This is a genomic window from Paraburkholderia madseniana (genome assembly GCF_009690905.1).
In the GTDB taxonomy this organism is placed as follows: domain Bacteria; phylum Pseudomonadota; class Gammaproteobacteria; order Burkholderiales; family Burkholderiaceae; genus Paraburkholderia; species Paraburkholderia madseniana.
In genome coordinates this window covers 19279-44736 of record NZ_VOSW01000076.1, presented here as the reverse complement: position 1 = coordinate 44736, position 25458 = coordinate 19279, and the positions used below count along the sequence as shown (strand labels likewise).

Sequence of the window (25458 nt, the reverse complement as noted above, 5' to 3'; positions counted from 1 at the left end):
CGCCGCTGGCCCACGACGAACGCCTGTTCCGCTTCGAGTTTCCGGAGCGTCCGGGCGCGCTGATGAAGTTCTTGTCGTCGATGGCGCCGAACTGGAATATCAGCCTGTTCCACTATCGCAACCAGGGCGCGGACTACAGTTCGATTCTGGTCGGCATCCAGGTGCCGGTAAGCGAGAACAGCGAGTTCGACCGCTTTATCACGACGCTTGGTTACCCGTGCTGGGAAGAGACGCAGAATCCCGTGTACCGATTGTTTCTCGCTTGATCTTATTGGACTAAAACGCGCAGATGGCTCTTTCGCTTGTCGACAAACTGGTGGTGGCAATCTCGTCGCGCGCGCTGTTCGACTTCGAGGAAGAGAACTGCGTGTACGAGAAGGGCAACCTGCAAGCGTATGAAGCATTGCAGCGTGAGCGGCTAGCTGTGCCCGCCAAACCGGGTGTCGCGTTCCCGCTGATCCGCAAGCTGCTGGCCTTGAATGCCGGTGGCCATCGGGTCGAAGTGGTGATCCTGTCGCGCAGCGATCCGATCAGTGGATTGCGCGCATTTCATTCGTGCAGGGAGTATGGGCTGGCGATCGAGCGTGGCGTGTTCACACGTGGGCGCGCGCCATTTGGTTATCTGAAACCGTTGAACGCCTCGCTGTTTTTGTCTGCGAATCAGGACGACGTGCGCGATGCATTGGCTGCCGGATTTCCGGCCGCGCGCGTCTTGCCCGAATCGGCGAAAATGGCGAGCAAGTACCCGGACGAGATCCGGATTGCCTTCGACGGCGACGCCGTGCTGTTTTCCGACGAAGCCGAGCGTATCTTTCAGAAAGATGGCTTGCGGGCATTCGTCGGCCATGAGATTCACAACAAGGATTTGCCGCTTGCGGATGGGCCTTTGAAGCCGTTGCTCGAAGCGCTGCACCGCCTGCAGAAACTCGCGGACGAAGCCGCACCGATGCATATTCGTACGGCATTGGTGACGGCACGCTCGGCCCCCGCGCATGAGCGCGCGATTCGCACATTGATGGCGTGGAACATCGAAATCGACGAAGCGATGTTCCTCGGCGGCCTCGACAAGAGCGCGTTTTTGCGCGAGTTCGAGCCGGACTTTTTCTTCGACGACCAAATTGGCCACTGCGAATCGGCCCGCGTCGTGACGGCGACGGGGCACGTGCTGAGTGGCATCGTGAACGCATCATGACACCCGAACAATCACCGCTGGGTAAGGCATCCACTTACACCGAACAATATGACGCTTCGCTGCTCTTCCCGATTGCCCGAAAGAATGCGCGCGAGGCGATTGGGATTGGCGCGCAGTTGCCGTTTTTCGGCACGGACATCTGGAACGCTTACGAGCTTTCCTGGCTGAACGCGCGCGGCAAGCCGCAGATTGCGGTGGCGACTTTCTTTGTGCCGGCTGATTCGCCGAACATTGTCGAGTCGAAGTCGTTCAAGCTTTATCTGGGGTCATTTGCGCAGACGGCTTTCGAGTCGATGGAAGTTGTGCGCGACACGATCAAACGGGATGTTTCCGCTTCATGCGGCGCGACGGTGTCTGTTCATCTGGCGGCGCCCTATGAGTTCGGCAAATTGCAGATGGAAGAGTTTGACGGGTTGTCGCTGGACCGGCTCGATCTCGATACCGATGTTTATCATCCTGATGCTTCGTTGCTGAAGGCTGCGTTTGACGAGTCGCCTGTTGAGGAGACGTTGGTTTCCAACCTGCTTAAGTCGAATTGTCCCGTGACGGGGCAGCCTGATTGGGGCAGTGTGCAGATTCATTATGTTGGGCCGCAGATCGATCATGCGGGCTTGCTGAGGTACATCATTTCCTATCGGAATCACACTGGGTTTCATGAGCAGTGCGTCGAGAGGATTTTTATCGATGTGCTTAAGGCCTGCCGGCCGGTGAAGCTTGCTGTTTATGCGCGGTATACCCGCCGCGGCGGGCTGGATATTAATCCGTTCCGGACGAATTTTAATTTGCCTATGCCGGATAATTTGCGGTTAGCGCGGCAATAAGGGGGCGTGGTTTTTTTGCCTGCGCGGCGCTTGTTGTCAGTGTTCTTAGGGCGTTGGCCTTTCCTTGAAATGTTAGTGGTCTATTAACAATTCAAGGAAAGGCCAAAGCCCCAGGCACACAGACAAACAAGCGCCGAGCAGGCAACCAAACCCCAAATCAGCGCCTGCGGCAAACAAAAAAGACCATCAAGCCGAAGGCTTCTTATACGCCACGCAATCAACCTCAACCCGACAATCAATCACCATCGAAGAAACCACACACGCCCGCGCCGGCGGATTCTCCCCAAAGTACTCCCGAAACACCTTATTGAACGAAGCAAAGTCACGCGGATCATCAAGCCACACACCACAGCGGACAACATGCTCCGCCCCATACCCAGCTTCCTTCAGAATACCGAAAACATTCTGAATCGCCTTGTGCGATTGCTCAACAATGCCACCATTGATCACCTCACCATTTTCCATCGGCGTCTGCCCGGAAACGAACAACCAGCCATCCGCTTCGACCGCCCGAGCAAAGGGCATATGTTGACCACCCGTACCCTTGCCACCTTCAACACCATATCGCTTCATCATCCAACTCCTTAAAAAGTCAGGCACGCGGCGCGAGCAACGCCACAACCGCTTGTCACATCAATCAGAAAACAAAAAAATCAAAACGCGCCGTGCGCATCACCCTTCGACGCCGCACCACGCGCCACAAAATGCCCTGCCCGTTCGCCGGTCACCGCGCCATCGCGATACGCCAACACGCCGTTCACCCACACAGCATCAATTCCATCGGCCGCCTGTTGCGGCTTCTCGAACGTCGCCGCGTCGCGCACTTTGGCCGGATCAAACAACACCAGATCCGCGTGATAACCGATGTGCACCTCGCCGCGCTGCGCCAAACCAAACCGGCGCGCAGACAAGCTGGTCATCTTGCGCACCGCCTCTTCAAGCGGCAGCAAACCGGCGTCACGTACGTAGTGCCCAAGCACGCGCGGAAACGCGCCCCACAACCGCGGATGCGGCAACGGATCGTTCGGCAATCCATCCGAGCCAACCATCGTCGCGGGATGCGACAGAATGCGCCGCACGTCGTCCTCGGACATGTTGTGATACACCGCGCCCGCCGGCTGCAAACGCTTGCCGGCCTCCTGCTGCGTGACGCCCCACTCGGCGGCAATCTCCCTGATCAGCTTGCCCGCCATCTCGGGATGCGGCTCGGACCACGTGATCGTGATGTCGATGTCGCCCGTCACCTGCTTCACGTCGAGCGTCGACGAACTGCGGTTATACGGATAGCAATCGCAACCGATCGGCTGCAAACGACGCGCGCCTTCCAGCGACTTCAGCACCTCTTCGCTACGCCCCCAATTCGACGGCCCCGCGCACTTCAGATGCGAAATCACCACCGGCACATGCGCGTGACGGCCCACCCGATACGCTTCGTCCATCGCGTCGAGAATCGCGTCGAACTCGGTGCGCATATGCGTCGTGTAAAGCGCGCCGGCGGCGGCGAGCGGCTCGGCCAGCGCCATCACTTCTTCAGTCGGCGCAGAGAAGGCGGAGCCATAGGCAAGCCCCGAACTCAGACCCAATGCCCCGTTCGACAACGCCTCTTCCAGTTGCGCGCGCATTCCGTCGATTTCCTTCGCGGTCGCCGCGCGGTCGAGCCGGTCCATCTGATTGCTGCGCAATGCCGTGTGCCCAATCAGCGCGCCGACATTCACTGCCGGACGCGCGGCGTTCACCGCTTCGACGTACGCAGCGAAAGTCGGGTACTGGAACGCATCGCGCTCGCCAAGCAGATTCATCGGATCAGGCGGATCGCCCTTCAGCGATACCGGCGACGCACTGATCCCGCAATTGCCGACGATCACCGTCGTCACGCCCTGCGTGATCTTCGGCAGCATTTGCGGCGACCGGATCACGTGCGTGTCGTCATGCGTATGAACGTCGATGAAGCCGGGCGCCAGCGCGCGGCCGTTCGCCTCAATCACCTCTTCGGCGAGCCAGTTCGACAGGTTGCCGATCGCGGCGATGCGGCCGTCGCGGATCGCGACGTCGCGTTCTACCGGCGGCGCGCCCGTGCCGTCGTACAGTTGCGCGCCGACGATCAGCGTATCGGCGGCTTCGGGATGCGAATGCATGGATCAGTCTCCTAACGGTTGTCGGTCGCCGCCGCCACGGTGCGCGTCGAGCGCGTGCTTCATGCGGCGCAGCAATTCGCGGCTCTCGTCACCCTGACTCACGGCAAGTTCAGTGACGAGCACATCGAGCGCCATCATCATCGCGTAACGCGACGACGACGGTTTGTAAATGAAATCGGTTTCAAAGGCGACGATCGGGATTACCCAATCGGCCAGTTTGGCCAACGGCGAAGCCGGCGCGGTCAGAGCGATCACGGTCGCCCCGTAGCTGCGCGCGATCTTGCAGTTCTCGACCATCTCGGGCACACGACCGGTGGTGGACAACGCGATCACTACGCACTCGCGCGACACGGTGCTCGCCACCATGCGCTGCAACAGGCCGTCCTGATAGGTCGCAACCGGCCGGCCGAGGCGCACGAGCCTGAAGCGCATTTCGTCGGCAAGCGCGGTCGAGCCGCCGCCCATGCCGAAAACGTAGATCATCCGAGCGGCGCGCAACGCGGCTGCGGCTTCGGCTAAAGGCGCCTGACGAAGAAGTTGGTGGTTATGTGCTAGCGCCGTTTGCAGTTCGTCGAATACGCGGGTGGCGATCGGCTCGGGCGCGTCGGTGGGTCCGCTCGCCTGCAGGAAGCGCTGACCGACAGCGGCCGCCTGCGCGAGCCGCAGCTTCAACTCCCGCACGTCGCGGCAACCGACCGCCTTGGCAAAGCGCGTCACGGTCGCGACACTCACCTCCGCCTGCTGGGCGAGCGCGCCAATGCTGGCGCGCGATGCGCCGGTCAGATCGTCGAGAATCAGCGCCGCTACCTTCCGTTCGGCCGAACGCAGTTCCGGCGCGCATTCGGCGATGCGCGCGACGATATCGAAGGCCAGCGGTTCGGCGGTCAGGTTCATTGCAGGCTGTGGGGTGTCTCGCGAACGCTTACAAAGCGCTTCGGGAAAACTATGGTACTAAATAACATTCCTCCAACCATCGTACTTTCGGTAACATGGTAAAGTCAACTTTGATTCGATTTAACTGGACGATGGAGCAGGGAGACATGAAAGTTACAAACTATCAGGGCGCAACGATTGATCCTTATAGCAAGGGCTTGGGCATGGTTCCGGGCACCAGCATCCAACTCATGGATGCTGCGCGCCTCGAGTGGAACCTGCTGAACGAAGACGTGAGCCTGCCTGCCGCCGTGCTGTACGCGGATCGTGTGGAACACAACCTGAAGTGGATGCAGGCATTCGTCGCAGAATACGGCGTCAAGCTGGCGCCGCACGGCAAAACCACCATGGCGCCGCAACTGTTTCGCCGTCAGCTCGAAACCGGCGCATGGGGCATCACGCTCGCCACCGCGCATCAGGTGCGCGCGGCGTATCACGGCGGTGTTTCGCGGATCCTGATGGCCAACCAACTGGTCGGCCGCCGCAACATGATGATGATCGCCGAATTGCTGAGCGACCCTGATTTCGAGTTCTTCTGCCTCGTCGATTCGGTCGAAGGCGTCGAGCAACTGGGCCAGTTTTTTACGTCGGTACGCAAGCCGCTGCAAGTATTGCTCGAACTCGGCGTGCCGGGTGGCCGCACCGGCGTGCGCGACGAAGCGCAGCGCAACGCGGTGCTTGAAGCAATCGCGCGCTATCCGGATGTGTTGAAGCTGGCGGGCGTCGAGTTGTATGAAGGTGTGCTGAAAGAAGAACACGAAGTGCGCGAGTTCCTGCAGAGCGCGGTCGCTGTGACGCGCGCACTCGTTGAGGAAGGACGATTTGCCCGCACGCCGGCCGTTCTGTCAGGCGCCGGCTCGGCCTGGTACGACGTGGTCGCGGAAGAATTCGTGAAGGCCTCGGAGACCGGCAAGGTTGAAGTCGTGTTGCGGCCCGGCTGCTATCTGACGCATGACGTCGGCGTGTATCGCAAGGCGCAGACGGACATCTTCGCGCGCAATCCGGTCGCGAAGAAAATGGGCGAAGGCTTGCTGCCGGCGCTGCAACTGTGGGCATATGTGCAGTCGATTCCGGAACCGGATCGCGCGATCATCGGCCTCGGCAAGCGCGATTCTGCTTTCGACGCAGGCATGCCGGAGCCGTCGCGCCACTATCGTCCGGGCACCGAAGCGCCACGCGATATCGCGGCGAGCGAAGGCTGGGAGATTTTTGGCTTGATGGATCAGCACGCGTATCTGCGGATTCCCGCGGGCGCCGATCTGAAGGTAGGCGACATGATCGCGTTCGACATCTCGCATCCGTGCCTGACGTTCGACAAGTGGCGTCAGGTGCTGGTGGTCGATCCGTCGTATCGCGTCACGGAAGTGATCGAAACGTTCTTCTGATCGTGATAGAACCGGCGCGTTTCACCGTGAGGTGGCGCGCCGTTTGTTGCAGTTGAGTCGGGCTTAAGCCTAGCGAGCCGGGCCGGCCTCCGCCGTGTCGGACACCTGGGCAGCCGACGCGGCTGCCGCGCCAGTCGTAGCAGCCACTTCGCCGATCCGCACTTCCAGCATCTTCAACGCCCCCGACAACGCGCTCAGCGCTTCGTCCGGCAACGCCGCCATCGTGTCGTGCAAAAAAGCATTGCGGCGCGGCAGGCTGGCTTCGGTCGCCGACCGTCCCGCTTCGGTCAAACGCACATTGGTCACGCGGTTGTCGTGCGTATCCATGCTGCGAGCAATCCAGCCTAAACCCTCCAGCGTTTTCAGCTGCCGAGTCAGCGCGCCCGGATCGACGCGCAAGCGCTCGACCAGCCGCTTCTGCGAAGATTCGCCGGCCTGCTCGTGCAGCGCAAGCAGAATGCGCCAGCGCGGCAACGGATGGCCCACGTGGGCTTCGAACGCCGACATGAACGCCCGATAAGTGCGGCCGAATTGTTGCATGACGGCGACGCGGTCCTGTTCTTCCATGATCTGTCAGTAAAACGGTAAGGCGAAAAAATCAGTCCGCGTGAATCACCGGCTCGAGCTTGCGCTGGAGCTTGACCGGCGGCACACGGCGGCTTTGCCACACGGACACCACGGCGATGATCGCCGCGAGCGCGAGACCCAGATGAATTGCTGAAACGAGCGCCTCGCGTGCACTCTCAAGCAGCATCGCGCCGTTGTGACCCGCATGCGTCAACTCGCCGAGCAAGGTGGTTTGCGCATCGCGATTGATGAGGATTTGCGGGTCGCCGAGATCGGCAAACCACTGCGACGCGTGATCGTTTTCCAGCGCGCTGCGCACGCCGCTCGCGTACATATGGCTGATCAGCGTGCCGGTCAGCGCCGTGCCAATCATCCCGCCGATCATCCGCAGCGACTGCAGCAGCGCGGTAGCGATACCGAGGTGTTCGCGGCCCGCAGTCTGCTGCGCGAAGATCGTCAGATTCGGCATCACGAAACCGAGGCCGAGGCCGCCGAGCACCATGAACGACATCAGCAGCCATTGCGGCATGGCACGCGTCGCGACGACCACGCCGAGACACGACAGCGCCACCAGCGCAAAGCCGACGTACAGCATCAGATTCGGATTGCGTACACGCGAGACGATACGTCCGTTGGCGATACTGCCGATCGTGATGAATACGACGAGCGGCGTAATGACGAGCCCCGCCTCTTTCGGTGACATCCCGAAACCACCTTGAAATAGCAACGGTGCGTAGAACAGCAACGAGAACATCGTGAAACCGCCCAGCACGGCGAGCGTGAAGAGCGCGGCCAGACTGCGATTACGAAACATATCCACCGGCAGAATCGCCGTCGGGCAGCGCTTTTCCCACTGCCACAAGCCGTATGCCGAGGCGACGCTCAGTGCAAGCAGCGCGAAGGCGCTCAAGGTGACGCCGTGCTTCGGCAACAACTCGACGAACAACTGCAGCGAGCCAAGAGCCACTGCGATCAACAACGCACCCGGCCAATCGAGCCGCATCTTGCCTTCGTGCTCGATGTGCCGCAGGTGCGGCAGGAAGCGCCAGACGAAAAATAGCGACAGCAAGCCGACCGGCAGATTCACATAGAACACTGAGCGCCAGCCGTAGTACTGCGTGAGAAAACCGCCGAGCGACGGCCCCACCGCGTTCGCAATCCCGAACGCCGAACTCATCAGCACCTGCCAGCGCAGTCGCACGACCGAGTCGGGAAATAGATCAGGAATGCACGCGAAGGCTGTGCCGACCAGCATGCCGCCGCCAATGCCCTGCAAGCCGCGCGCGAGCACGAGGAACAGCATGTTGTTGGCAGCGCCGCAGAGCACCGAAGCAGCAGTGAATACGACGATCGATGCGATCACAAATGGCTTGCGCCCGTAGTAATCGCCGAGGCGGCCGAAGATCGGCACGGTGATCACCGAGGTCAGCAAATACAACGTGCCGACCCACGCGTAGAGCTCGAAACCCTTCAGCTCCGCGACGATCGTGGGCAACGCGGTGCCGACCACGGTCTGGTCTAGTGCGACCAGCATCGAAACGAAGGAAACGCCGAGCATCGCCAGCAGCGACTCACGGAACGGTAAAACTTGCCCACTCGAGTGGTGGGCCGCGGTATGGACAGCCATTTTTTGATGGGGCAACAGTTGACTCGTCAAACGATTTGGAATCATACCATGAGGTGATGCTCTAAGCTGGAACGCGCCGGTGCGGCTCACCGCATCGGCAATCGACTGAAGAATGGACAATACATGACGCCAGGGAGGCACATGGAGCCGAGTTCGCTCGCAGCACAATCCTTATCGGACGACGACCTGAGCGCGCTGCGACGCGCGAAACACGAACTGGAGAGCCCCGCGCTGGCGATGAAACTGGCGAGCATCGTCGGCTCGCCGCTCGAGAAGCTGCTCGCGCGCATGCCGGCTTTTGCCAACGAAAAGGTCACGGATGCGACGGAACTGGCATTGCGCAAGTGCCTCTCGATCGCGCTGCGCACGCTGGGGCGGCAGGCTGGCGCCTCGCCCCTCGTGGTGCCCGACAAGCCGAGCAACCTGCTGCACAAGTTCGCCGTGGCGACCACCGGCGCGGCCGGCGGCGCATTCGGTCTGTTCGCGCTGCCAGTGGAGTTGCCGGTCACGACCACGCTGATGTTTCGCTCGATCTGCGACATCGCGCGCAGCGAGGGCGAGGATCTGTCGTCGATCGACACGCAACTGCAATGCCTGACGGTGCTCGGCATGGGCGGCACCTCGAAAGCCGACGACGACGCCGACTTCGGCTACTTCATCATGCGCGGTGCGCTGGCACAGGCGGTATCGAAGGCTTCATCCGAAATCGCGACGAAAGGCTTCACCGCGCATGGCTCGGCGGCCTTGTTACGCTTACTCAACACGATTGCCGCGCGCTTTTCGGTGCAGGTGAGCGAGCAGATCGCCGCCAAGTCGATTCCGGCGATCGGGGCGGTGCTTGGCGCGATGGTCAATACGGTATTCATCGACCACTTCCAGCAGGTCGCGCACGGCCACTTCACCGTGCGGCGGCTGGAGCGGCAATACGGCCAGGAAACGGTCGAAGCCGCCTATCAGGCGATCGACGTCACCCTGGCTGGCTGAGCGGCCGTGTCACGCCCGCTCGTTGCACTCGTCACGCGCCGCACGAAGGCCGCGGCGCGGTCGAGCGCGCGGCCGCCCTCCGGGATGAACGGCGTGAACAAGGGCCAGACGTGCGGCATCTTCTTCCACACCTCAAGTTCGCAATCGACGCCCGCCGCGCGCGCCTTGTCGGCAACGCGTTGCGAGTCGTCTAGCAATACCTCGGTGCTGCCCGCCATGATGAAGAGCGGCGGCAAGCCGTTCAGGTCGGCATAGACCGGCGAAGCGTAGGGATGCGTGGCGGGCGTGTCGCCGAGATAAACCTGCGCGGCCCGCGCGATCGCGGGACCGCTGAACATCGGATCGAGACCGTCGTTGGTGCGAATGGTGGCGCCGGCAGCCGCCAGATCGGTCCACGGCGAGAACAGCAGGCAGCCTGCCGGTAGCGGATCGCCGGCGTCGCGCAAGGCGACTACGGTAGCGAGTGCAAGGCCGCCGCCCGCTGAATCCCCCGCGATCACAATCGACTCGGGCGGCGTGCCGTCCGCGACCAACTGACGATAGGCCGCGGTTGCATCGTCGAGCGCGGCCGGGAAGCGATGCTCGGGCGCGAGACGGTAGTCGAGGGAAAAGATCGGTGCGTTCGCACGCGTGGCGAGGTCGAATACGAGCGAGCGATGCGTACGCGGCGAACAGAAATAGTAGCCACCACCGTGGCAATACAGCACGATCGGGCCGCTCCCGGAAGTGGACACGCCGTCAGCCGGCTCGATCCACTCACCCTGCAGTGGCCAATTGTCCGGCCCGTACGATTCGCGCAGACGCCAACCGCCCGGCACACGCGGCGACCAGGCGCGCTTGGCCGTCAGCGCACGCGCCTTCTCGACATTGATACTCGGCTTGAGGGTCTGCGGTCGAAACTGCTTACGCAGATACCAGCACGCGAGTGCACTTTGCCAGCTCATCAGGACACGCTCCTTCGATAGTGTCCCACATGGTACGTGCAGTCGCCGCCGCGCCGGTGGACGGCGGCTTCTAATCCCGAAAAGGCGCCCGCGCCACCGGGCAAGGTTTTCCTCGTTTTCCTCTGGCCTAGTTCGCCGGCAAAACCTGTCCGCGAATCTCGCCCGTCGGATTCTGCTCAGTATGGACGTTGAAGTACCACTGTCCCGCCATCAGGTCCGTCACCTGCTGTTCGGTGAGCGCCGCCGATCCTTTGATCGGGCTCGCGAGCGCGTCCTTCCCGATCGGCACCTGGACCTTGGCGTTCTGCCCGACCGGCGCAGGACCGTGGAAGTGCGCGGCGGTTGCCGGACCACTCAGCCCTTCATAGGTGATCGTCCATTGCAGGGACTTGGTCGACGTATCGAACGTGGCGTTCAACATGCCGTGCCCGTGACTCACGCGCGGCGGCACTTCGCTCGACGGCTCGAGATCGGCCTTCAACGCCACCGTATCCGCAAAGGCGACGCCCGACGCCAATGCCCACACCACCACAGCAAGATTCAGTTTTCGAAGCGCAATCATGGTCTTCTCCGGACTTTGATGCACCGCCGCACCGACATTTCGGTCACGCGCAGAGCCACCACATACTAGTGCAAATCCGTTGTAGCTGTTTGCGTCGGGGTCAAATGACATCGCGGCGATCTGCGCGACGCCTTCTTCGATATTTACAAACAGTTAATTGCGCAATTTGTACTGAATCTTTTGCGTCATCCCGACTATGCTTCCGGTTGCGAGAAGTGACTCCTTCATCGAGGGATGTCTCCAAATCTTTAACGCGGCTTCGGCCGCGTTTTTTTTCGTCCTCTCGATTCGACGCGTGGATTTACTCACGAGCGCGCGCCAATGCGATCGCCCAAGCGAGGCGCTACAGCCTCGCTTCCGTGCGGTGCGGTGCGGTGCGAAGCAGCGTCACGCAAGTAATGCAGCCTGCTCCTCGATTCCATCGAGCATCGCATTGCACTTGCGCGCCAATGCCAGCCCGTCGCTGCGCAAGCGTTCCGGCGTCTTGACGGTGATATCCCGGCGGTAGTCTTCCAACGCGTTGAGCAGCGGCGGGTATTGCAACACGCTCGCCGCGCCTGCCACGCGATGATGCCACTCGCGCAGACGCTCGACCTCGATGCGTTCGAGTAGCGGCGACAATGCCTGCACGTCTTCGCGCACCGATGAAACGAATGAATCGAGCAACGCCTTAACGGTCGATTCGCTCCCCCACAACTGCGTCATGTGACTCAGGTCGACCGGGACAAATGGCTCTGCGCCGCCATGCGCATCCGGCCCGGAAACCGGCGGTGCGTTGACCGCTTCAGCAGGAGCAGCTTGCCATGCGCTGTCAGTGCCGAACCAACGGCTCAGGTACTCGCGTAGCGTAGCAAGTCGCGTCGGCTTGACGAGGCAGTCGTCCATGCCGGCGTCACGACATAGCTTCAGGTCCTCCGGCGCGGTGTTCGCGGCAGATCGATTGGCCACGCACGAACATTCTTATAACTTCTGCCTTTCTGGGGGACAATCGCGATACAGGCGGCAACTCGCTCGCGTCGTCTCGAGGCTGGGCAAGCGCTTCGATGATGGAGCGGCCGACGTACACCTCACCCCTCCTGCTCGCCTCTATCGCTTGCTTCCGGCATCGTCAGGTCGGTGACGAGCACATCGCATGGCGTGCTCTCCAACAGCGTGATCAATGAAGTGGGCGTAGCCGCTTCGCCGACAATGGCGACACCGGCGCGCATTTCCAGCGCGGCCCGAACGCCAAGCAGAACGAAAGGATGATCGTCCGCAAGAATGACTCGAACGTTCGTCATGATTTGTCTCCGTTGTTGTAGGCATACTCAGCAAACGTATAGGGAAATACCGCTCGCTTCACGCGTGCTCTAATGGCCCAGTGGCGTTGGATGCCACACTAGGGGCGGCCATGAAACCACTGCTACAAACCGGAGAAAATCGGAGCGCTCTGAAACCCGCCAACAATTTGATAGTCCATTGCGAAACTATCAAAGCAGGAATGCGCAATTATGCAAATCGAATATGCGAGAATTTTTCCGTCGCTGTTTGTTTGCTTCTGAAAAGCACTGCAGCGACGAGAGCGCGCGCCGCCGCTCTCGTCGCGTGAAAAATAACGAATTTGACCAGCAGCATGACGCCACCGGCCACCATTACTTCATCATGTGGCATCACAAGCGCGTGCCGCCGTCAGCTTGCTAACGCGAGCAGTGCGCGGAAATACCGGTAACGCGATCAAGGCGCATGCACTGGCTACCGCCCACACCATCGGCCACGAACCCACCGACAACAGCAGCGGAATCGCGAGCGGCGTCAGGAACAACGTGAGAAAGACGCAGGTATTGCCGATCGCGAGTGCGGTGCCTGCACGGCTCGTCCCCGCGAGTGTCGCGAGTTCCGTGAAGGCAACGCCGTGCCATGCGGATGCGCTTATGCCGCCCAGCACGATCATCAGCGCGACCACCGCTGTCATCGCCGTATGGTGCATCCCGGCCAGACCCGTCACCAGCGCGAGCGAGGCGAACAGCACCGCGGTCAGCACGCTGCAGGCGCGCATGTAAGCACGTCGATTGCCGCGCCGGTCGGTCCACGCACCGCTCCAGACCCGCGCAATCGCAGCGCCCGTTTGCACGGCCGCCATCGTCAAACTGATCGCCAGCACACCGGCGCGGCCGAAGTCGTGCAGGAAGACGGTCCCGAATGTCACGATGGCAATCTGCGGCACACACAACGCGCCGGCGCCGAGCGCCACGCGCCAGATGCCGATGTCGCGTAACGGCGAAACCTTCACCGGCACCGCACCTGCACCTGCTCCGGCAACCGCAGCGTTGCGAGCCGGACCCACACCGTTCCCTTCGACGTGCGAAGGCTCGTGCAACCACCACCATGCGAACACCGCAGTAATCGCGCACGCAAGGCCCAGCACGGTGTACGCGCTGGCAAAGCCGAATCGCGAGGCAAGCGCCGGCAAGATCAGCGCGCCCAGGCCTCCACCGGCCGGCACCGCAGTCTGCCGAATGCTCATCGCGAGGCCGCGCTCACCTTCGCGAAACCAGGCCATCACCGCACGGCCACTCGAACCGTTGACGCTGCCGCCGAGTAGGCCGACCAGCAACAAGCCGAGCGCGAGCGTCGCCACGCCCGGCACATGCGAGCCGGACGGCACCGCGAACAACGCCAGCCCGGCTAGCGCCGCGGCAGTCGAAAGAAGCCCCAGCAACAGCACGCGGCGATCACCCCAACGATCGGTCAGGAGTCCCCATGGCAACTCGCTGACCGCGATGCCCAAACCGAGCATGCCGAGCACCAGCCCCAGCCCGTCGTTGCCGAGGTGATAGCCCGAACGCAAAAACACGGCCGTGGTCGGAATCCCTGAGAAAGCGGCCGAAAAGCTCGCGTTCGCCGCAAAGCCGACTCCCAGCACTTTCCACCGATGGCTCGCCGTACGCTCACCCGGCACCCGCACGGCGGCAATCGAATCGTTTCCCATGACAGCCTCTGCAATGAATGAATTGGAGGTATCCTACGGCTGGGCAATCCATCGGAAAAGCCGGAAAATCAGATGATTTCCATCGGATACACCGAATCATGAGCCAGCGCGGATTTGACCTGACGCAGTTGCGCACCTTCGTCGCCGTCGCCGAATCGGGCAGCGTTTCGGCGGGCGCGGAGCGCGTGTTCCTGTCGCAGTCGTCGGTGAGTGAGCAACTGAAGAAACTCGAGGAACGCGCTGGCCAGCCACTCTTCGTGCGCAGCAAGCAGGGTGTGACCGCCACGCCGGCCGGTAGCCGCCTGCTCGATCACGCGCGCCGCATCATCGCCATGAGCGAGGCGGCGTTCGAGGACCTGCAAGGCCGCTCGCTCGACGGCGAACTGCGCATCGCCATCACGGACTACTACCGTCCGCTCGACATCGCGCGCATTCTCAAGACATTCTCGGAACAGCATCCGCGCCTGAAACTGCACGTCACCGTGCAGCCGAGCGCGGTGATCGATAGCAGCGCCGGCGACGATGCGTCGTACGACATCGGCCTTTCGTTGCGGCTCGTCACCGGGAACGCACGCTCCACCAACCGGCGCGGCAGCGCGCAAAGCACCGTGGTGCGGCGCGAGAAACTGCTATGGGTCTGCGCGGCCGATGCCAGTCCGCGGCCGGCCACGCCTTATTCATTGGTATTGCTACCGTCGAGTTGTCAGTTGCAGCGCTTCGTCGTGAAACTCCTCGATGAGCACAAGGTGCCGTATCTGGTGTCGCATTCGGCCTCGGGAGTGGCTGGCTTGCAACTAGCGCTGAAGGCCGGGCTGGGCATTTCCTGCCTGAACGAATCATCGATCGGCGGGGGCCTGGTAGCCTGTCCGCAGAGCGTCGGGTTGCCCGCACTGCCCGCTGTCGAGTTTCATCTGTTGCCGGGGCGAATCGGCGAAAGCGAACGCGTCAGTAATGCACGCACGGCGTTGATGCATCTCTTCAGTTGACGCGCTCCGCGTCGATGCGCGCGCTGCGACTCAAGGAACACGACAGAAACGCAGCGCATCAATCGCATTCGGCGATGCAGTCCGCACTCGAACCAGACACAGAACAAATATCGATGGCGCTCTAATCGACGCCTGTGCTGATAAAATACGCCACCAATTGACCTATCAAATTTTATTGACGCATCGGATAAATTCCTGCAACCTGCTACACGTCTGCCGCACGCATCAAGCGTTATTACCGCAGCCCGAAAGCCGCCACCCATTGGCGCACTCAGGCAGATCATTGCTTTATATAGAAGTTGCATTGCCGCATCGCTTCAATACTGTGCCTCCTTAATAAGTCCGTTTCGATTTGCTGTTCATGCAGTCGTTATGAAAAAGAATTGGCAGGCTTGTCATGCATCGTTCATCGAATCCGATGAGTGAATTCACGAGCGAATGCATGAGAAATAAATAGCGAAAATAACCGTTCCCTCGGCGAGGCCTCGCGTGCATCGTAGATCTATCGGATTTTCGATTCTGGTGGTGCTTTACGTCATGTGGCGTGGCGCGGCGTTCGCAGCCACCGACGCGTCAGCCGCGATGCCCTCTGCCATGGACGAGCGCGTGCGTGCCTGCACCTCGTGTCATGGCGTGCAAGGCCAAGGTCTGAACAATGATTACTTCCCGCGCATCGCCGGCAAACCGGCCGACTACCTGTTCAATCAGTTGAGTGCGTTTCGTGACGGCGGCCGTACTTATCCGCCAATGGGCTATCTGCTCGCCTTCCTGCCCGACGACTATCTGCGCAAGATCAGCCAGTACTTCGCGGACCTGCAACCGCCCTACCCCAATTCCGATCACACCGACGTCGCACCGGCAGTGCTCGCAGCCGGACAACGGCTCGTCACCCAAGGCGACCCGGCACGCAAGATCCCGGCGTGCATCGCGTGTCATGGAGCGCGCATGACGGGTACGCAACCTGGCATTCCGGGACTGCTCGGCCTGCATGCGAGCTACATCGCCGGGCAGATGGGTACGTGGCGCTCGGGCACACGTCACGCGCTTGCGCCGGACTGCATGCATTCGATCGCCGTCAAGCTGACCGACAAGGACATCACCGCGGTATCGAGCTGGCTCGCGCGCCAGCCGCGCCCTGCCGATCCGCGGCCCTCGCCGGCGTCCGCTGAGCGGCTGCCGCTTGCATGCGGGAGCCAACCGCAATGAAGCCGACCTTCCGCTCGAGCCGCCCTGTTGCGTATGCCATGACGAAGCGCCGTCGCACCGCTGTTTCGCTCGTCTCCTGCTTGCTGGTTGCCGGCTTGATCGTCGGTGGCGGCGCCGCGCTTTTCAGCGCACCGCGTGCGTTGTTGATCGCAGAGGCGAGCGCGGCTGAAGCCGTGCCTGTCGCCACGACCGCCACGACCGCAATGGCCACTGCCGACAAAACCGACACCCGTCCCGACATCGTCAAACGCGGCGAGTATCTGGCGCGCGCCGGCGACTGCGTCGCCTGCCATACCGCGCCGCGTGGCAAGCTGTTCGCCGGCGGCCTCGCCATGGATACGCCGTTCGGCACGCTGTATTCGCCGAACATCACGCCGGACGCGCAGTACGGCATTGGCACATGGAGCGAGGACGCGTTCTTCAAGATGATGCGCACCGGCCGCACGCCGGACGGCACTCTGCTCTACCCTGCGATGCCGATCGCTCAGTACACCAAGGTCACACGTGAAGACTCGAACGCAATCTTCGCGTACCTGAAGTCTGTGGCACCGGTACGCGAGCCGAACCACAAGCACACGCTGCGCTTCCCGTTCAATCAGCGCAAGCTGCTGTACGGCTGGCGCACGTTGTATTTCCGTGAAGGCGAGTTCCAGCCGGACCCGACCAAATCGGTCGAATGGAATCGCGGCGCGTATCTCGTCGACGGGCTCGGCCACTGCACGATGTGCCACACCAAGATCAACATGCTCGGCGGCTCGTCGCAAAGCGAACAGTTCGCGGGCGGTCTGATTCCGGTGCAGAACTGGTACGCGCCCTCACTCACATCCGATAAAGACGGCGGTCTCGGCGACTGGAGCATCAAGGACATCGTCGATCTGCTGCAAGCTGGCATTTCCGATCGCGGCGCTGTGTACGGGCCGATGGCCGAAGTCACCTATCACAGCCTTCAGTACATGACGGAAGATGACGTCAAGGCGATGGCCGTCTATCTCAAGACGTTACCGGACAACCGCGGCCGCAAATCGGGCCCGTCCGCACCGACCAATACCAACGTGTTCGCACTCGGCGAAAAGATCTACGCCGACAAATGCGCGCTATGCCACGGCGCGAGCGGCGAGGGCCAGTTGCAGCACTACCCGCCGCTCGCACGCAACCAGTCGATCGAAATGGACTCCGCGGTCAACCCGATCCGTATCGTGCTCAATGGCGGTTTCCCACCCGGCACCGCGCGCAATCCCGAGCCGTACGGCATGCCTCCGTTCGGTCAGGAGTTGAACGACACCGATGCCGCCGCCGTCGTCACGTATATCCGCACTGCGTGGGGCAACCACGGCCAGCCGGTGACGTCCCGCGAGGTCAACGAATTGCGCAAAGCGCCGCTGCACTGAACCTGAACCGCTGCACCGGAGAATCTCCAGATGGAAGCGAACGATACCCGCAGCGCGGCCCCACCTACGGATGAAGAAGTGGAACGCGTCGTCGCGGCCGGCCCGCACGGTGCGATCGCCGTGGCCGGTGTCGCCACGCTGATCGTCATAGCGATCTGGTTCGGCTTCTACTTTCTTGTCTTTCTGCCGCGCGGCGTCATCCACTGACTATGTCGACTGATTCCAATCACCAACCGGGCAGCGGCCACGAAGTCGCCTTACGCGCCGAGCGCCGCTGGGCGATTTTCGCCACGGCGCTGATCGTGCTGATGCTCGTCGTCATCGTGTTCTCGGGGCTCCATTGGGCGATGATGCCGCCGTCGCGGGTCGAGACGATCGATCCTTCGCGCCTGCAACTGTCGGGCGAGTTCGTCGAAGACAACCTCGGCAGCGCCGTCGAGCCGGACGGTTCGGTCGTTGTGCGTTTCGTCGCGCAGCAGTATTCGTTTACGCCGCAATGTCTGCTGGTGCCCGCCGACACGCCGATCACGATCCGCACCACCAGCGCCGACGTCGTGCACGGGTTGCTCGTGACCGACACCAACATCAACACGATGGTCGTGCCCGGCTATGTCGCTACGCTGAATACCCGCTTCGACCAACCCGCCGATCACACCATGCCGTGTCACGAGTTCTGCGGCTTCGGCCACCAGACCATGTGGGCGCACGTCAAGGTCGTCGACAAAGCCACGTTCTTCGAGCAAGCCCGACAATCACGGAGGCTCAGCTGTGTTTCACGCTAAGCGACTCGTTCTCGCGCATTTCTGGCTGGCCTTCATCGCGTTTCTGGTCGCGCTGCTGCTCGGCGCGTGGCAGATGCTGGTACGCAGCCCGCTGGTGCCGTGGGTCGGCGACCCCGAACTCTACTATCGATCGGTGACCGCGCATGGCTCGGTGATGGCTTACGTGCTGCCCACCCTGGTTTCAATGGGCTTTGGCTACGCGATCGTCGAACTCGCGCTGGCACAACGGCTCGTCGGTCTGAAATGGGCGTGGGCCGCGTTCATCATGCTGGCAGTTGGCGCGGTGATGGCTATGGTGCCGGTCGCGCTCGGCAAAGCTTCGGTGCTCTACACCTTCTATCCGCCGATGATCGGCAGTCCGTTCTATTACCTTGGCGTGGTGCTGGTGGTGGTCGGCTCGTGGATCTGGGTCGCGCTGATGCACGTGAATCTGCGCATCTGGAAGCGTGCGAATCCTGGCAAGCCCATACCGCTCGCGATGTTCGCCAACGTCGCAGGCGCGTATCTGTGGGCATGGACCGCGATCGGTGCGGCGCTCGAAATCCTGTTCCAGATCTTGCCCGTCGCCTTCGGTCTCACCAACACGATCGATGCCGGCCTCTCGCGCATCCTGTTCTCGTGGACGCTGCATGCGATCGTCTACTTTTGGCTGATCCCGGCTTACATCGCGTACTACACGCTGGTGCCGCGTGCGATCGGCGGACGGCTCTATAGCGATTCGATGGCGCGCGTGTCGTTCATTCTGTTCCTCGTATTCGCGATGCCGATCGGCATTCACCACCTGTTCGCCGATCCGCAGGTCGGCTCGGGCTTCAAATTCCTGCATGCGGTGTTCACCGGCATGGTGTCCGTGCCGACGTTGCTGACGGTGTTCACCATCTGCGCTTCTGTGGAAATCGCCGGACGGTTGCGTGGTGGCAAAGGCGCGTTCGGCTGGTTGACCACGTTGCCGTGGCAGAACCCAATGATGCTGGTGATCGCATTTTCGTTCGTGATGCTGGGTCTTGGCGGTGCGGGTGGCCTGATCAACATGAGCTATCAGTTGAACTCGTCTGTGCACAACACGCAGTGGGTGACCGGACACTTCCATCTGATTTTCGGCGGGGCGATCGTCATCATGTACTTCGCGATCGCGTACGAACTGTGGCCGCAACTGACCGGCCGCGCGATTGCATCGGTGAAACTGGTGCGTACGCAACTGTGGCTGTGGTTCATCGGCATGATGGTGGTGACGCTGCCGTGGCATTACGTCGGTCTGCTCGGTGCGCCGCGCCGCATGGCCTACTACGACTACAACATGCCGGGGATGGAATCGCAGGCGTTCTGGGTGGGGATGTCGGCGGTGGGCGGAATGATCCTGGTGGTGTCGGGCATGCTGTTCATCTACATCCTCGCGAAGTCGCAATTCGGGCCGCAGGTACAGCAGCAGAGTTTCCGTTTCGCGAGCGCGGTGCAGCCAGTGGAGCACGTGCCTGCCGCGCTCAATAGTTTCGGCTTGTGGGTGGCGTTGATGATCGGGCTGACGGTTGTCAACTACAGTGTGCCGATCGTTCAGTTGCTCAGATTGCCGCAGACGTCCGTGCCGGCAGTTGTCGTTGGAGCGCAGCGATGAGTCAGGAACGCGTCTTCAGCTTGCGCAACCCGTGGTTCACGGCGAGCCTGGGCGGCACGATTGCGATTGCCGTGGTGGCGATACTGATCGGCTTCATCTGGTTGCCATCGGCGAACAGCGGATTCAGCGAGCGCGGCTTATGGGCGACGATTTGCAGCGCGGCAGGCGCGCCGTCGAGTTGGTACGGCGGCGCCAATATTGCCGGTCCGGCGCCGAGCGAGGTGGTGGTCTTGCCGCCTTTGCGGCGGGCGCGCGCTGACACGAATTCGATTGGCCGCGGCGCGACGATCGCGACGCAGAATTGCTCGATGTGTCATGGCGTGCTAGGCACGGTGCAGGTGACGGCGCCCGCGTTGGCCGGGCAGTATGCCGACGTGGTCTATAAAGAGTTGCGCGACTATCAGAACGGTGTGCGGCAGAACGCGGTGATGCAGCCGATTATTGCGGCTCGCAGCGATCAGGATCTGCATGATTTAGCGGCTTATTATGCTTCGCTGTCTCGCGCGCCGGCGGCCGAGGTTTTGCCTGTAGGCGTTGGACCGGATGCGAATGCTGTGAAGCTTGCGATGCAGGGTGATCCGCAGCGGAATATTGCACCTTGTGCGGCCTGTCATGGACAGTCGGATCGTAAAGGGGCTGCGCCCTGGCTTGGGGGACAGTCGTCCATTTATCTCGCTGCGCAGATGCGCGCGTTTGCTTCCGGTGCCCGGCATAACGATATCAATGAGCAGATGCGGAATGTGGCTCGGCAGATGACCTCGGCGGAGATCGATAGCGTGGCTAAGTATTACGCGGCGCAGCAGTGACCGTTTGAGCCTGGTTTAGCCTTTGCGGCGCTTAACCGCGAATAGCATGTCAGAAGGCCCGCACTCAGCGGGCCATTTTTTGCCCAATGTCTTACGCGCGGCTCGCGCCTTTTTCATTGCTTCTGCGTGGTGGCCTCTAGTGCCGGTTAATGTGCAACGGCGGCGGCCTGTGCACCCGCTTCTGCTCGCGACGCGACCTTTGTGCGCACCGGTTTGGGTCGCGTGGTATCTGCGGGTTTCGCGTTCAGCTTTTCATCTGATTTCTTCCGCACTGCCTCAGACAGAAGGCTCGCGGCACGTTTGGCCGTGATGCGGCTATGAGGCACGTCCTTCGCATCAAGCGCGATCACCTGGTACAGTTCGCGGTCGCATTCAATCTCGCGCTCGTATCCTTCGCCAGTTTCGACAAGCAGTTCCAGCAACGCTTGTTGGCTTTGCCGTTCTTCCCTTGTCATGCAGGGAGTCCTACGTATTGAGGCCGCAAGCGTAACCAGTCGCTTAAGTTGATCCAACTGCCGGTTGCACAAATCGAAAGCTGAGAGCGCGAGTTTCTCGTACTGGAGCGCATCAACGGGCGCGCGTGAGGTTGCTTGAGGGTTCTTGGTAGATTTGCTCATGGTGCGATTTCCGGTTCGTTCCTGAATCGCCCGACACTCGCTGAAAGGTGAGCGGGCACGTGGTGAGGTTGACAGACCGGGCGAAATACGAAACCGGCGAGCCTCTCGGCTTCCTCACCACGACCCGCCCATTGAACGCGGCGCGCGTAGGTGAGCACTACCCACTTTCGCGGGCAGTGCCGTACTTCGCTGCGGGCTGTCAAACCCGCGCCGTTTTGTCTAACGGCAGGAACAATCTAACGCACCTATTTTTTAAGACGATCAACCAAACAGGCTAAACGCGCGAATTATAACTAATCTTTACATTTGGCCTGGCGCGCACCCTGTACTGATTTTCATGCAGCGCACGCAAGCGCTCGATCACCCTTCAGCACACTAGGTGGTCTGCCGCATCAAGCCGCTACAAACTCACCCGCATCAACCTTCCGCGGCGCAGCCGCGGCCCCACCTTGCCGACCGGCAAGAGAAGAGTCCCCACTCCCCGTCTGAAACACAGCCACCGCCGAAGTCAACCTGCGAGCCTGCTCCTCCAGCGAACCAGCCGCAGCAGCAGCCTGCTCAACCAGCGCGGCATTCTGCTGCGTCACCTCATCCATCTGCGCAACAGCCAGATTCACCTGATCGATCCCGGTGCTCTGCTCAAGCGCAGCAGCCGCGATCTCACCCATGATCGAACTCACGCGCGAAATCGAATTGACAATCTCGGTCATCGTCGACCCCGAGCGCTCGACCAACTGCGAGCCCGCCTGCACGCGAGCCGTCGATGCATCGATCAACCCTTTGATCTCCTTTGCCGCCGCGGCGCTTCGCTGTGCCAACGACCGCACTTCGCTCGCCACCACCGCAAACCCACGCCCTTGCTCTCCCGCGCGCGCCGCCTCGACCGCCGCGTTCAACGCGAGAATATTGGTCTGGAAAGCAATGCCTTCGATCACGCCGACAATGTCGGCAATCCGGCGCGAGTCGTCGACGATGCCATGCATCGTGCCCACCACCTGCTCCGTCAGATCGCCACCCTGCGCAGCAAGACTCGATGCACCCTGCGCCAGCGAACTCGCCTGCTTCGCGTTGTCCGCGGTCTGCTTGACCGTCGAGGTCAGCTCTTCGATGCTGGCTGCCGTTTCTTCAAGCGACGCGGCCTGTTCCTCGGTACGTTGCGACAGATCAGTATTACCCGCCGCAATCTCGCTCACGCCCGTATCGATGGATTCCGTACCGTGACGCACAGCGTTCACCGTCTCGATCAGCGAGTCCTGCATCTTGCGCAACGCCGCTGCGAGACGGCCCATTTCGTTATTGCTCGTCACGTCGATCCGGCCGGTCAGATCGCCATTGGCAATTCGCTGAAACTGCGCAATGGTTGCGTCGACCGGGCTGACAATGGCCCGCACCATGACCGCCCGTCCGATCAAGGCGCCCAGCAGCGACAGCCCCATACCGATCGCCACCGTAATGCAGATTGCGTAGAACAGATCCTGTGCATCCTGATAACGCTGTGCGCCGTGATCGATTTGCAATTGCTCGAGCGTGAGCATGGCCTTCTCGTACGCGCTGTAGAGCGACGACAGCTTGTGCGCCTGCAACTGCTCAAATGCGGTCTTGTCGCCGGACTTGAGCGCGGCCAGCGCCGGATCGACGCCCTCGTGCAGGAAGGTGTCGCGCTTGTCCTGCATGTCCTTGATCAGGCGCTGTTCGTCGACATCCGTGCTCGCGCGGCTCACATAGTGGGCAAGGCGATCGTTCGATGCTTTCTGGTACTGATCAAAGCGATTGAGCACCGCGTTCGCACCGTCCTGATCGTTCAGGTCGACCAACGATGCGTAGGTCGCCAGCGCCAGACGCAGGCGCAGCAGTTGTCCAGCGCTACCTTCGAGGTCGGCGACTGCGGGTGTGTCCACGGTGTACATCTGTTGCAGCGACGCGTTGCTCGAACGCAACGACAACAGTCCGGCTGCAGCGCCGAACAGCAGCACCACGCCGAAGAACACAATCATCAAGGTAAGGCAGGTGCGAATCGACAGATTTTTAAGCATCGGACTGGTCTCCATTGGGCTGCCTGACCGAACGTTTCAGAAAATTAGCCTCGGCCACGCGTGCTGCGCCCAAGCCCATACGGCCAGGTCCGCAACCTTTGTTCAAAATTTAAGCGAATGCCACATAGATGGTCTACGGCGGGATTACAGAGAACTTTATGGTTGATGGCGCATACGGTTGCGATACATCAACATACGAGCGGAAGTCGGCCGCTGTTTGAGCGGGGGCATTTGCGGGACTACCCGGGTGGTCGGCAGGCAGTGGTTGGTAGAAAGTGACGAATCGCGCGTCTCCGGAGCATTTCTATGTCAGAAATAGGCTCGGCCCTGCTGGTTTTCGCCTTACTGCTTGTCGGAACCGGCTTTGGCGTGTGGGTGCGACCGTTGCTGCCTGAGGAGCACAAGGCACACGAAACCGTACAACTCATCCAGCTGGTTATCGGCATGTTGGTGACGTTTGCCGCTTTGGTGCTGGGGTTGATGACGGCGTCCGCGAAATCCAGTTTCGATACCGAGTCGAATGATTTGCGCACCTATGCGGCCGACCTGATCGAGTTAGACACGACCTTGCGGGAGTACGGCAGCGATACCGATGAGGCCCGCAACCTGCTGCGCGTGTACACCGCGGCGGCGATTGCGTCGACATGGCCGGGCGAGCCGGCTCCAGCCGGTGACTATCCGAAGAACATCGGAACACAGGACAACTCGCAGAAGCTGGAGAACGTACGGCTCGGCGACATGCTAACCGCGGTGGGCAGGCAGTTGCGGCAATTGCGAGCGCACGACCCATTACAACAGCGCGCGCTCGATGATGCCTTGACGCAATATCGGCGAACTGTGGATGCCCGATGGAAAATCATCGAGGAAGCGCACAGCTCAATTTCTCTGCCTTTCTTGATGACGCTGACGTTCTGGTTGTGCGTGATTTTTCTCAGCTTCGGATTGATCGCGCCGCGCAATGCGTTGGCGCTGGTCACGATCTCGCTTGGGGCCGTGTCGATTGCTTCCGCTATCTATGTGATTGTCGATCTGGATACACCGTTTTCCGGGCCGATTGTCGTTTCCAGTTTGCCGATGAGAGATGCACTGGAGCACCTCAGGCGGTGATTTTTTGACTTTGGCGGCGGCGTTATCCCGACTGAGTGCGCGGAGCACGCACGTCTTTCCGCCTAATTGATGCCGATGCGCAAATAAAAAACCCGCGCTCCATAGGAGGGCGGGCTTTTACCAACAAAAAACTATTTTAGTCAGAATTAGAACGGAATATCGTCATCCATCTCATCAAACCCACCGCCGGCCGGCGCGCTCGGACGGCTCGAACCACCACCGCCGCCACCGCTGCCGCCACGCGAAGCGCCGCCGCCCGAAACCGCGCGACCGCCACCGCCGCCGCTACGCTCCGACGGCTCACCGCGGCTGTAACCACCTTCGTCGCCACCGCCGCCACCCGTCGAACCGCCACGGCCACCCAGCATTTGCATCTGCTCGGCGACGATTTCGGTCGAGTAACGGTCGGTGCCGTCCTGAGCCTGCCACTTGCGGGTGCGGATGCGCCCTTCCAGGTACACCGACGAACCCTTCTTCAGATATTCGTTCACGATTTCAGCAAGCCGGCCGAAGAACACCACACGGTGCCATTCGGTTGCTTCCTTCATTTCGCCGGACGTCTTGTCCTTGTACCGATCCGTTGTCGCAAGGCGGATGTTCGCCAGTGCGTCGCCGCTCGGAAGATAACGGACTTCCGGATCGGCTCCGAGATTGCCGACGAGAATGACCTTGTTCACGGATGCCATGAGTTTCTCCTGTTGATTCTGTTACGGGCGGCGCGGCAACGCGCGGTTCGCGTCTGATGGCCGGCAGGCCGGAGACCAGAACTGCGCCTCTGCCCGCCACCGGGTGAGTTCTGTCAA

At 61.3% G+C, this 25458-nt stretch carries 24 protein-coding genes and 2 pseudogenes; 13 read left to right on the top strand and 13 right to left on the bottom strand.

Annotated features, from left to right (window positions below; genetic code table 11):
• The 3 genes and pseudogenes from FSO04_RS31970 to queF form a co-directional block, all read left to right on the top strand.
• Nucleotides 1–266 (top strand): annotated as a pseudogene (locus tag FSO04_RS31970) (threonine ammonia-lyase, biosynthetic); the annotation flags it as partial.
• A 23-nt stretch (nucleotides 267–289) separates the two neighbouring features.
• A complete protein-coding gene (locus tag FSO04_RS31965; protein ID WP_154565585.1) occupies nucleotides 290–1192 on the top strand; it encodes a 5'-nucleotidase in 903 nt (300 codons plus the stop codon).
• The gene (queF, locus tag FSO04_RS31960) at nucleotides 1189–2013 is read left to right on the top strand and encodes an NADPH-dependent 7-cyano-7-deazaguanine reductase QueF (RefSeq protein ID WP_054037665.1); all 825 of its coding nucleotides are present in this window, start codon (nucleotides 1189–1191) and stop codon (nucleotides 2011–2013) included. The genes FSO04_RS31965 and queF overlap by 4 nt, the downstream gene beginning before the upstream one ends.
• 186 nt (nucleotides 2014–2199) lie before the next feature.
• Here queF and FSO04_RS31955 read toward each other — a convergent pair whose 3' ends face one another.
• The 3 genes from FSO04_RS31955 to FSO04_RS31945 form a co-directional block, all read right to left on the bottom strand.
• Nucleotides 2200–2586 (bottom strand): RidA family protein, encoded by a 387-nt coding sequence (locus FSO04_RS31955; RefSeq protein ID WP_154565592.1) that lies wholly within the window; start codon nucleotides 2584–2586, stop codon nucleotides 2200–2202.
• An 80-nt stretch (nucleotides 2587–2666) separates the two neighbouring features.
• Nucleotides 2667–4148, bottom strand: a complete 1482-nt coding sequence (locus tag FSO04_RS31950; RefSeq protein ID WP_154565584.1) for an N-acyl-D-amino-acid deacylase family protein — start codon at nucleotides 4146–4148, stop codon at nucleotides 2667–2669.
• Between the two features lie 3 nt (nucleotides 4149–4151).
• A complete protein-coding gene (locus tag FSO04_RS31945) occupies nucleotides 4152–5042 on the bottom strand; it encodes a MurR/RpiR family transcriptional regulator (RefSeq protein WP_154565583.1) in 891 nt (296 codons plus the stop codon).
• Nucleotides 5043–5188: 146 nt separating this feature from the next.
• Here FSO04_RS31945 and FSO04_RS31940 point away from each other — a divergent pair, with 146 nt between their 5' ends.
• The gene (locus tag FSO04_RS31940) at nucleotides 5189–6466 is read left to right on the top strand and encodes an amino acid deaminase (protein ID WP_154565582.1); all 1278 of its coding nucleotides are present in this window, start codon (nucleotides 5189–5191) and stop codon (nucleotides 6464–6466) included.
• 69 nt (nucleotides 6467–6535) lie between these two features.
• On the opposite strand, the gene FSO04_RS31935 is transcribed toward FSO04_RS31940, so the two are convergent.
• Both FSO04_RS31935 and FSO04_RS31930 read right to left on the bottom strand, forming a co-directional pair.
• Entirely contained in the window at nucleotides 6536–7033 is a 498-nt protein-coding gene (locus tag FSO04_RS31935) for a MarR family winged helix-turn-helix transcriptional regulator (protein ID WP_154565581.1), read from the bottom strand.
• 31 nt (nucleotides 7034–7064) lie between these two features.
• On the bottom strand, nucleotides 7065–8660 hold the full coding sequence (locus FSO04_RS31930; RefSeq protein WP_154565591.1) for an MDR family MFS transporter: 1596 nt from the start codon (nucleotides 8658–8660) through the stop codon (nucleotides 7065–7067).
• A 141-nt stretch (nucleotides 8661–8801) separates the two neighbouring features.
• On the opposite strand from FSO04_RS31930, the gene FSO04_RS31925 reads away from it, so the two are divergent.
• The gene (locus tag FSO04_RS31925) at nucleotides 8802–9644 is read left to right on the top strand and encodes an EcsC family protein (RefSeq protein WP_154565590.1); all 843 of its coding nucleotides are present in this window, start codon (nucleotides 8802–8804) and stop codon (nucleotides 9642–9644) included.
• Here the strand turns inward: FSO04_RS31925 and FSO04_RS31920 are convergent.
• The 5 genes and pseudogenes from FSO04_RS31920 to FSO04_RS31900 all read right to left on the bottom strand — a co-directional run bounded on the left by FSO04_RS31920 (nucleotide 9614) and on the right by FSO04_RS31900 (nucleotide 14118).
• A complete protein-coding gene (locus tag FSO04_RS31920) occupies nucleotides 9614–10588 on the bottom strand; it encodes an alpha/beta hydrolase (protein WP_154565580.1) in 975 nt (324 codons plus the stop codon). The two genes, FSO04_RS31925 and FSO04_RS31920, sit on opposite strands and share 31 nt — an antisense overlap.
• 127 nt (nucleotides 10589–10715) lie before the next feature.
• Complete coding sequence (locus FSO04_RS31915; RefSeq protein WP_097391266.1) at nucleotides 10716–11150, bottom strand: CHRD domain-containing protein; 435 nt, start codon at nucleotides 11148–11150, stop codon at nucleotides 10716–10718.
• A gap of 387 nt (nucleotides 11151–11537) precedes the next feature.
• Nucleotides 11538–12080 (bottom strand): annotated as a pseudogene (locus tag FSO04_RS31910) (ATP-binding protein); the annotation flags it as partial.
• A gap of 137 nt (nucleotides 12081–12217) precedes the next feature.
• Nucleotides 12218–12430 (bottom strand): response regulator, encoded by a 213-nt coding sequence (locus FSO04_RS47780; RefSeq protein ID WP_233465045.1) that lies wholly within the window; start codon nucleotides 12428–12430, stop codon nucleotides 12218–12220.
• Between the two features lie 359 nt (nucleotides 12431–12789).
• Entirely contained in the window at nucleotides 12790–14118 is a 1329-nt protein-coding gene (locus FSO04_RS31900; RefSeq protein WP_154565579.1) for an MFS transporter, read from the bottom strand.
• A gap of 98 nt (nucleotides 14119–14216) precedes the next feature.
• Here FSO04_RS31900 and FSO04_RS31895 point away from each other — a divergent pair, with 98 nt between their 5' ends.
• The 7 genes from FSO04_RS31895 (at nucleotide 14217) to FSO04_RS31870 (ending at nucleotide 20898) form a co-directional block, all read left to right on the top strand.
• Entirely contained in the window at nucleotides 14217–15104 is an 888-nt protein-coding gene (locus FSO04_RS31895) for a LysR family transcriptional regulator (protein ID WP_154565578.1), read from the top strand.
• A 489-nt stretch (nucleotides 15105–15593) separates the two neighbouring features.
• Nucleotides 15594–16310: a c-type cytochrome gene (locus FSO04_RS31890; RefSeq protein ID WP_168435920.1), complete on the top strand. Its 717-nt coding sequence runs from the start codon at nucleotides 15594–15596 to the stop codon at nucleotides 16308–16310.
• Nucleotides 16307–17698 (top strand): c-type cytochrome, encoded by a 1392-nt coding sequence (locus FSO04_RS31885; protein ID WP_154565577.1) that lies wholly within the window; start codon nucleotides 16307–16309, stop codon nucleotides 17696–17698. Before FSO04_RS31890 ends, FSO04_RS31885 begins: the two co-directional genes overlap by 4 nt.
• A gap of 30 nt (nucleotides 17699–17728) precedes the next feature.
• Complete coding sequence (locus FSO04_RS46520) at nucleotides 17729–17905, top strand: hypothetical protein (protein WP_166618295.1); 177 nt, start codon at nucleotides 17729–17731, stop codon at nucleotides 17903–17905.
• 2 nt (nucleotides 17906–17907) lie between these two features.
• Entirely contained in the window at nucleotides 17908–18480 is a 573-nt protein-coding gene (locus tag FSO04_RS31880) for a cupredoxin domain-containing protein (protein WP_154565576.1), read from the top strand.
• Nucleotides 18467–20092 (top strand): b(o/a)3-type cytochrome-c oxidase subunit 1, encoded by a 1626-nt coding sequence (locus FSO04_RS31875; RefSeq protein WP_168435919.1) that lies wholly within the window; start codon nucleotides 18467–18469, stop codon nucleotides 20090–20092. The genes FSO04_RS31880 and FSO04_RS31875 overlap by 14 nt, the downstream gene beginning before the upstream one ends.
• Nucleotides 20089–20898, top strand: a complete 810-nt coding sequence (locus tag FSO04_RS31870) for a c-type cytochrome (RefSeq protein ID WP_154565575.1) — start codon at nucleotides 20089–20091, stop codon at nucleotides 20896–20898. Before FSO04_RS31875 ends, FSO04_RS31870 begins: the two co-directional genes overlap by 4 nt.
• Nucleotides 20899–21044: 146 nt before the next feature.
• Here FSO04_RS31870 and FSO04_RS31865 read toward each other — a convergent pair whose 3' ends face one another.
• Both FSO04_RS31865 and FSO04_RS31860 read right to left on the bottom strand, forming a co-directional pair.
• Nucleotides 21045–21515 carry a hypothetical protein gene (locus FSO04_RS31865; protein WP_154565574.1) on the bottom strand — a complete coding sequence of 157 codons (471 nt, stop codon included), beginning with the start codon at nucleotides 21513–21515 and terminating at the stop codon, nucleotides 21045–21047.
• A gap of 392 nt (nucleotides 21516–21907) precedes the next feature.
• Entirely contained in the window at nucleotides 21908–23548 is a 1641-nt protein-coding gene (locus FSO04_RS31860; protein ID WP_154565573.1) for a methyl-accepting chemotaxis protein, read from the bottom strand.
• Nucleotides 23549–23854: 306 nt separating this feature from the next.
• On the opposite strand from FSO04_RS31860, the gene FSO04_RS31855 reads away from it, so the two are divergent.
• Nucleotides 23855–24655, top strand: a complete 801-nt coding sequence (locus FSO04_RS31855) for a bestrophin-like domain (RefSeq protein ID WP_154565572.1) — start codon at nucleotides 23855–23857, stop codon at nucleotides 24653–24655.
• Nucleotides 24656–24801: 146 nt separating this feature from the next.
• On the opposite strand, the gene FSO04_RS31850 is transcribed toward FSO04_RS31855, so the two are convergent.
• Nucleotides 24802–25341, bottom strand: a complete 540-nt coding sequence (locus FSO04_RS31850; protein ID WP_154565571.1) for a single-stranded DNA-binding protein — start codon at nucleotides 25339–25341, stop codon at nucleotides 24802–24804.
• Nucleotides 25342–25458 lie beyond the last annotated feature (117 nt).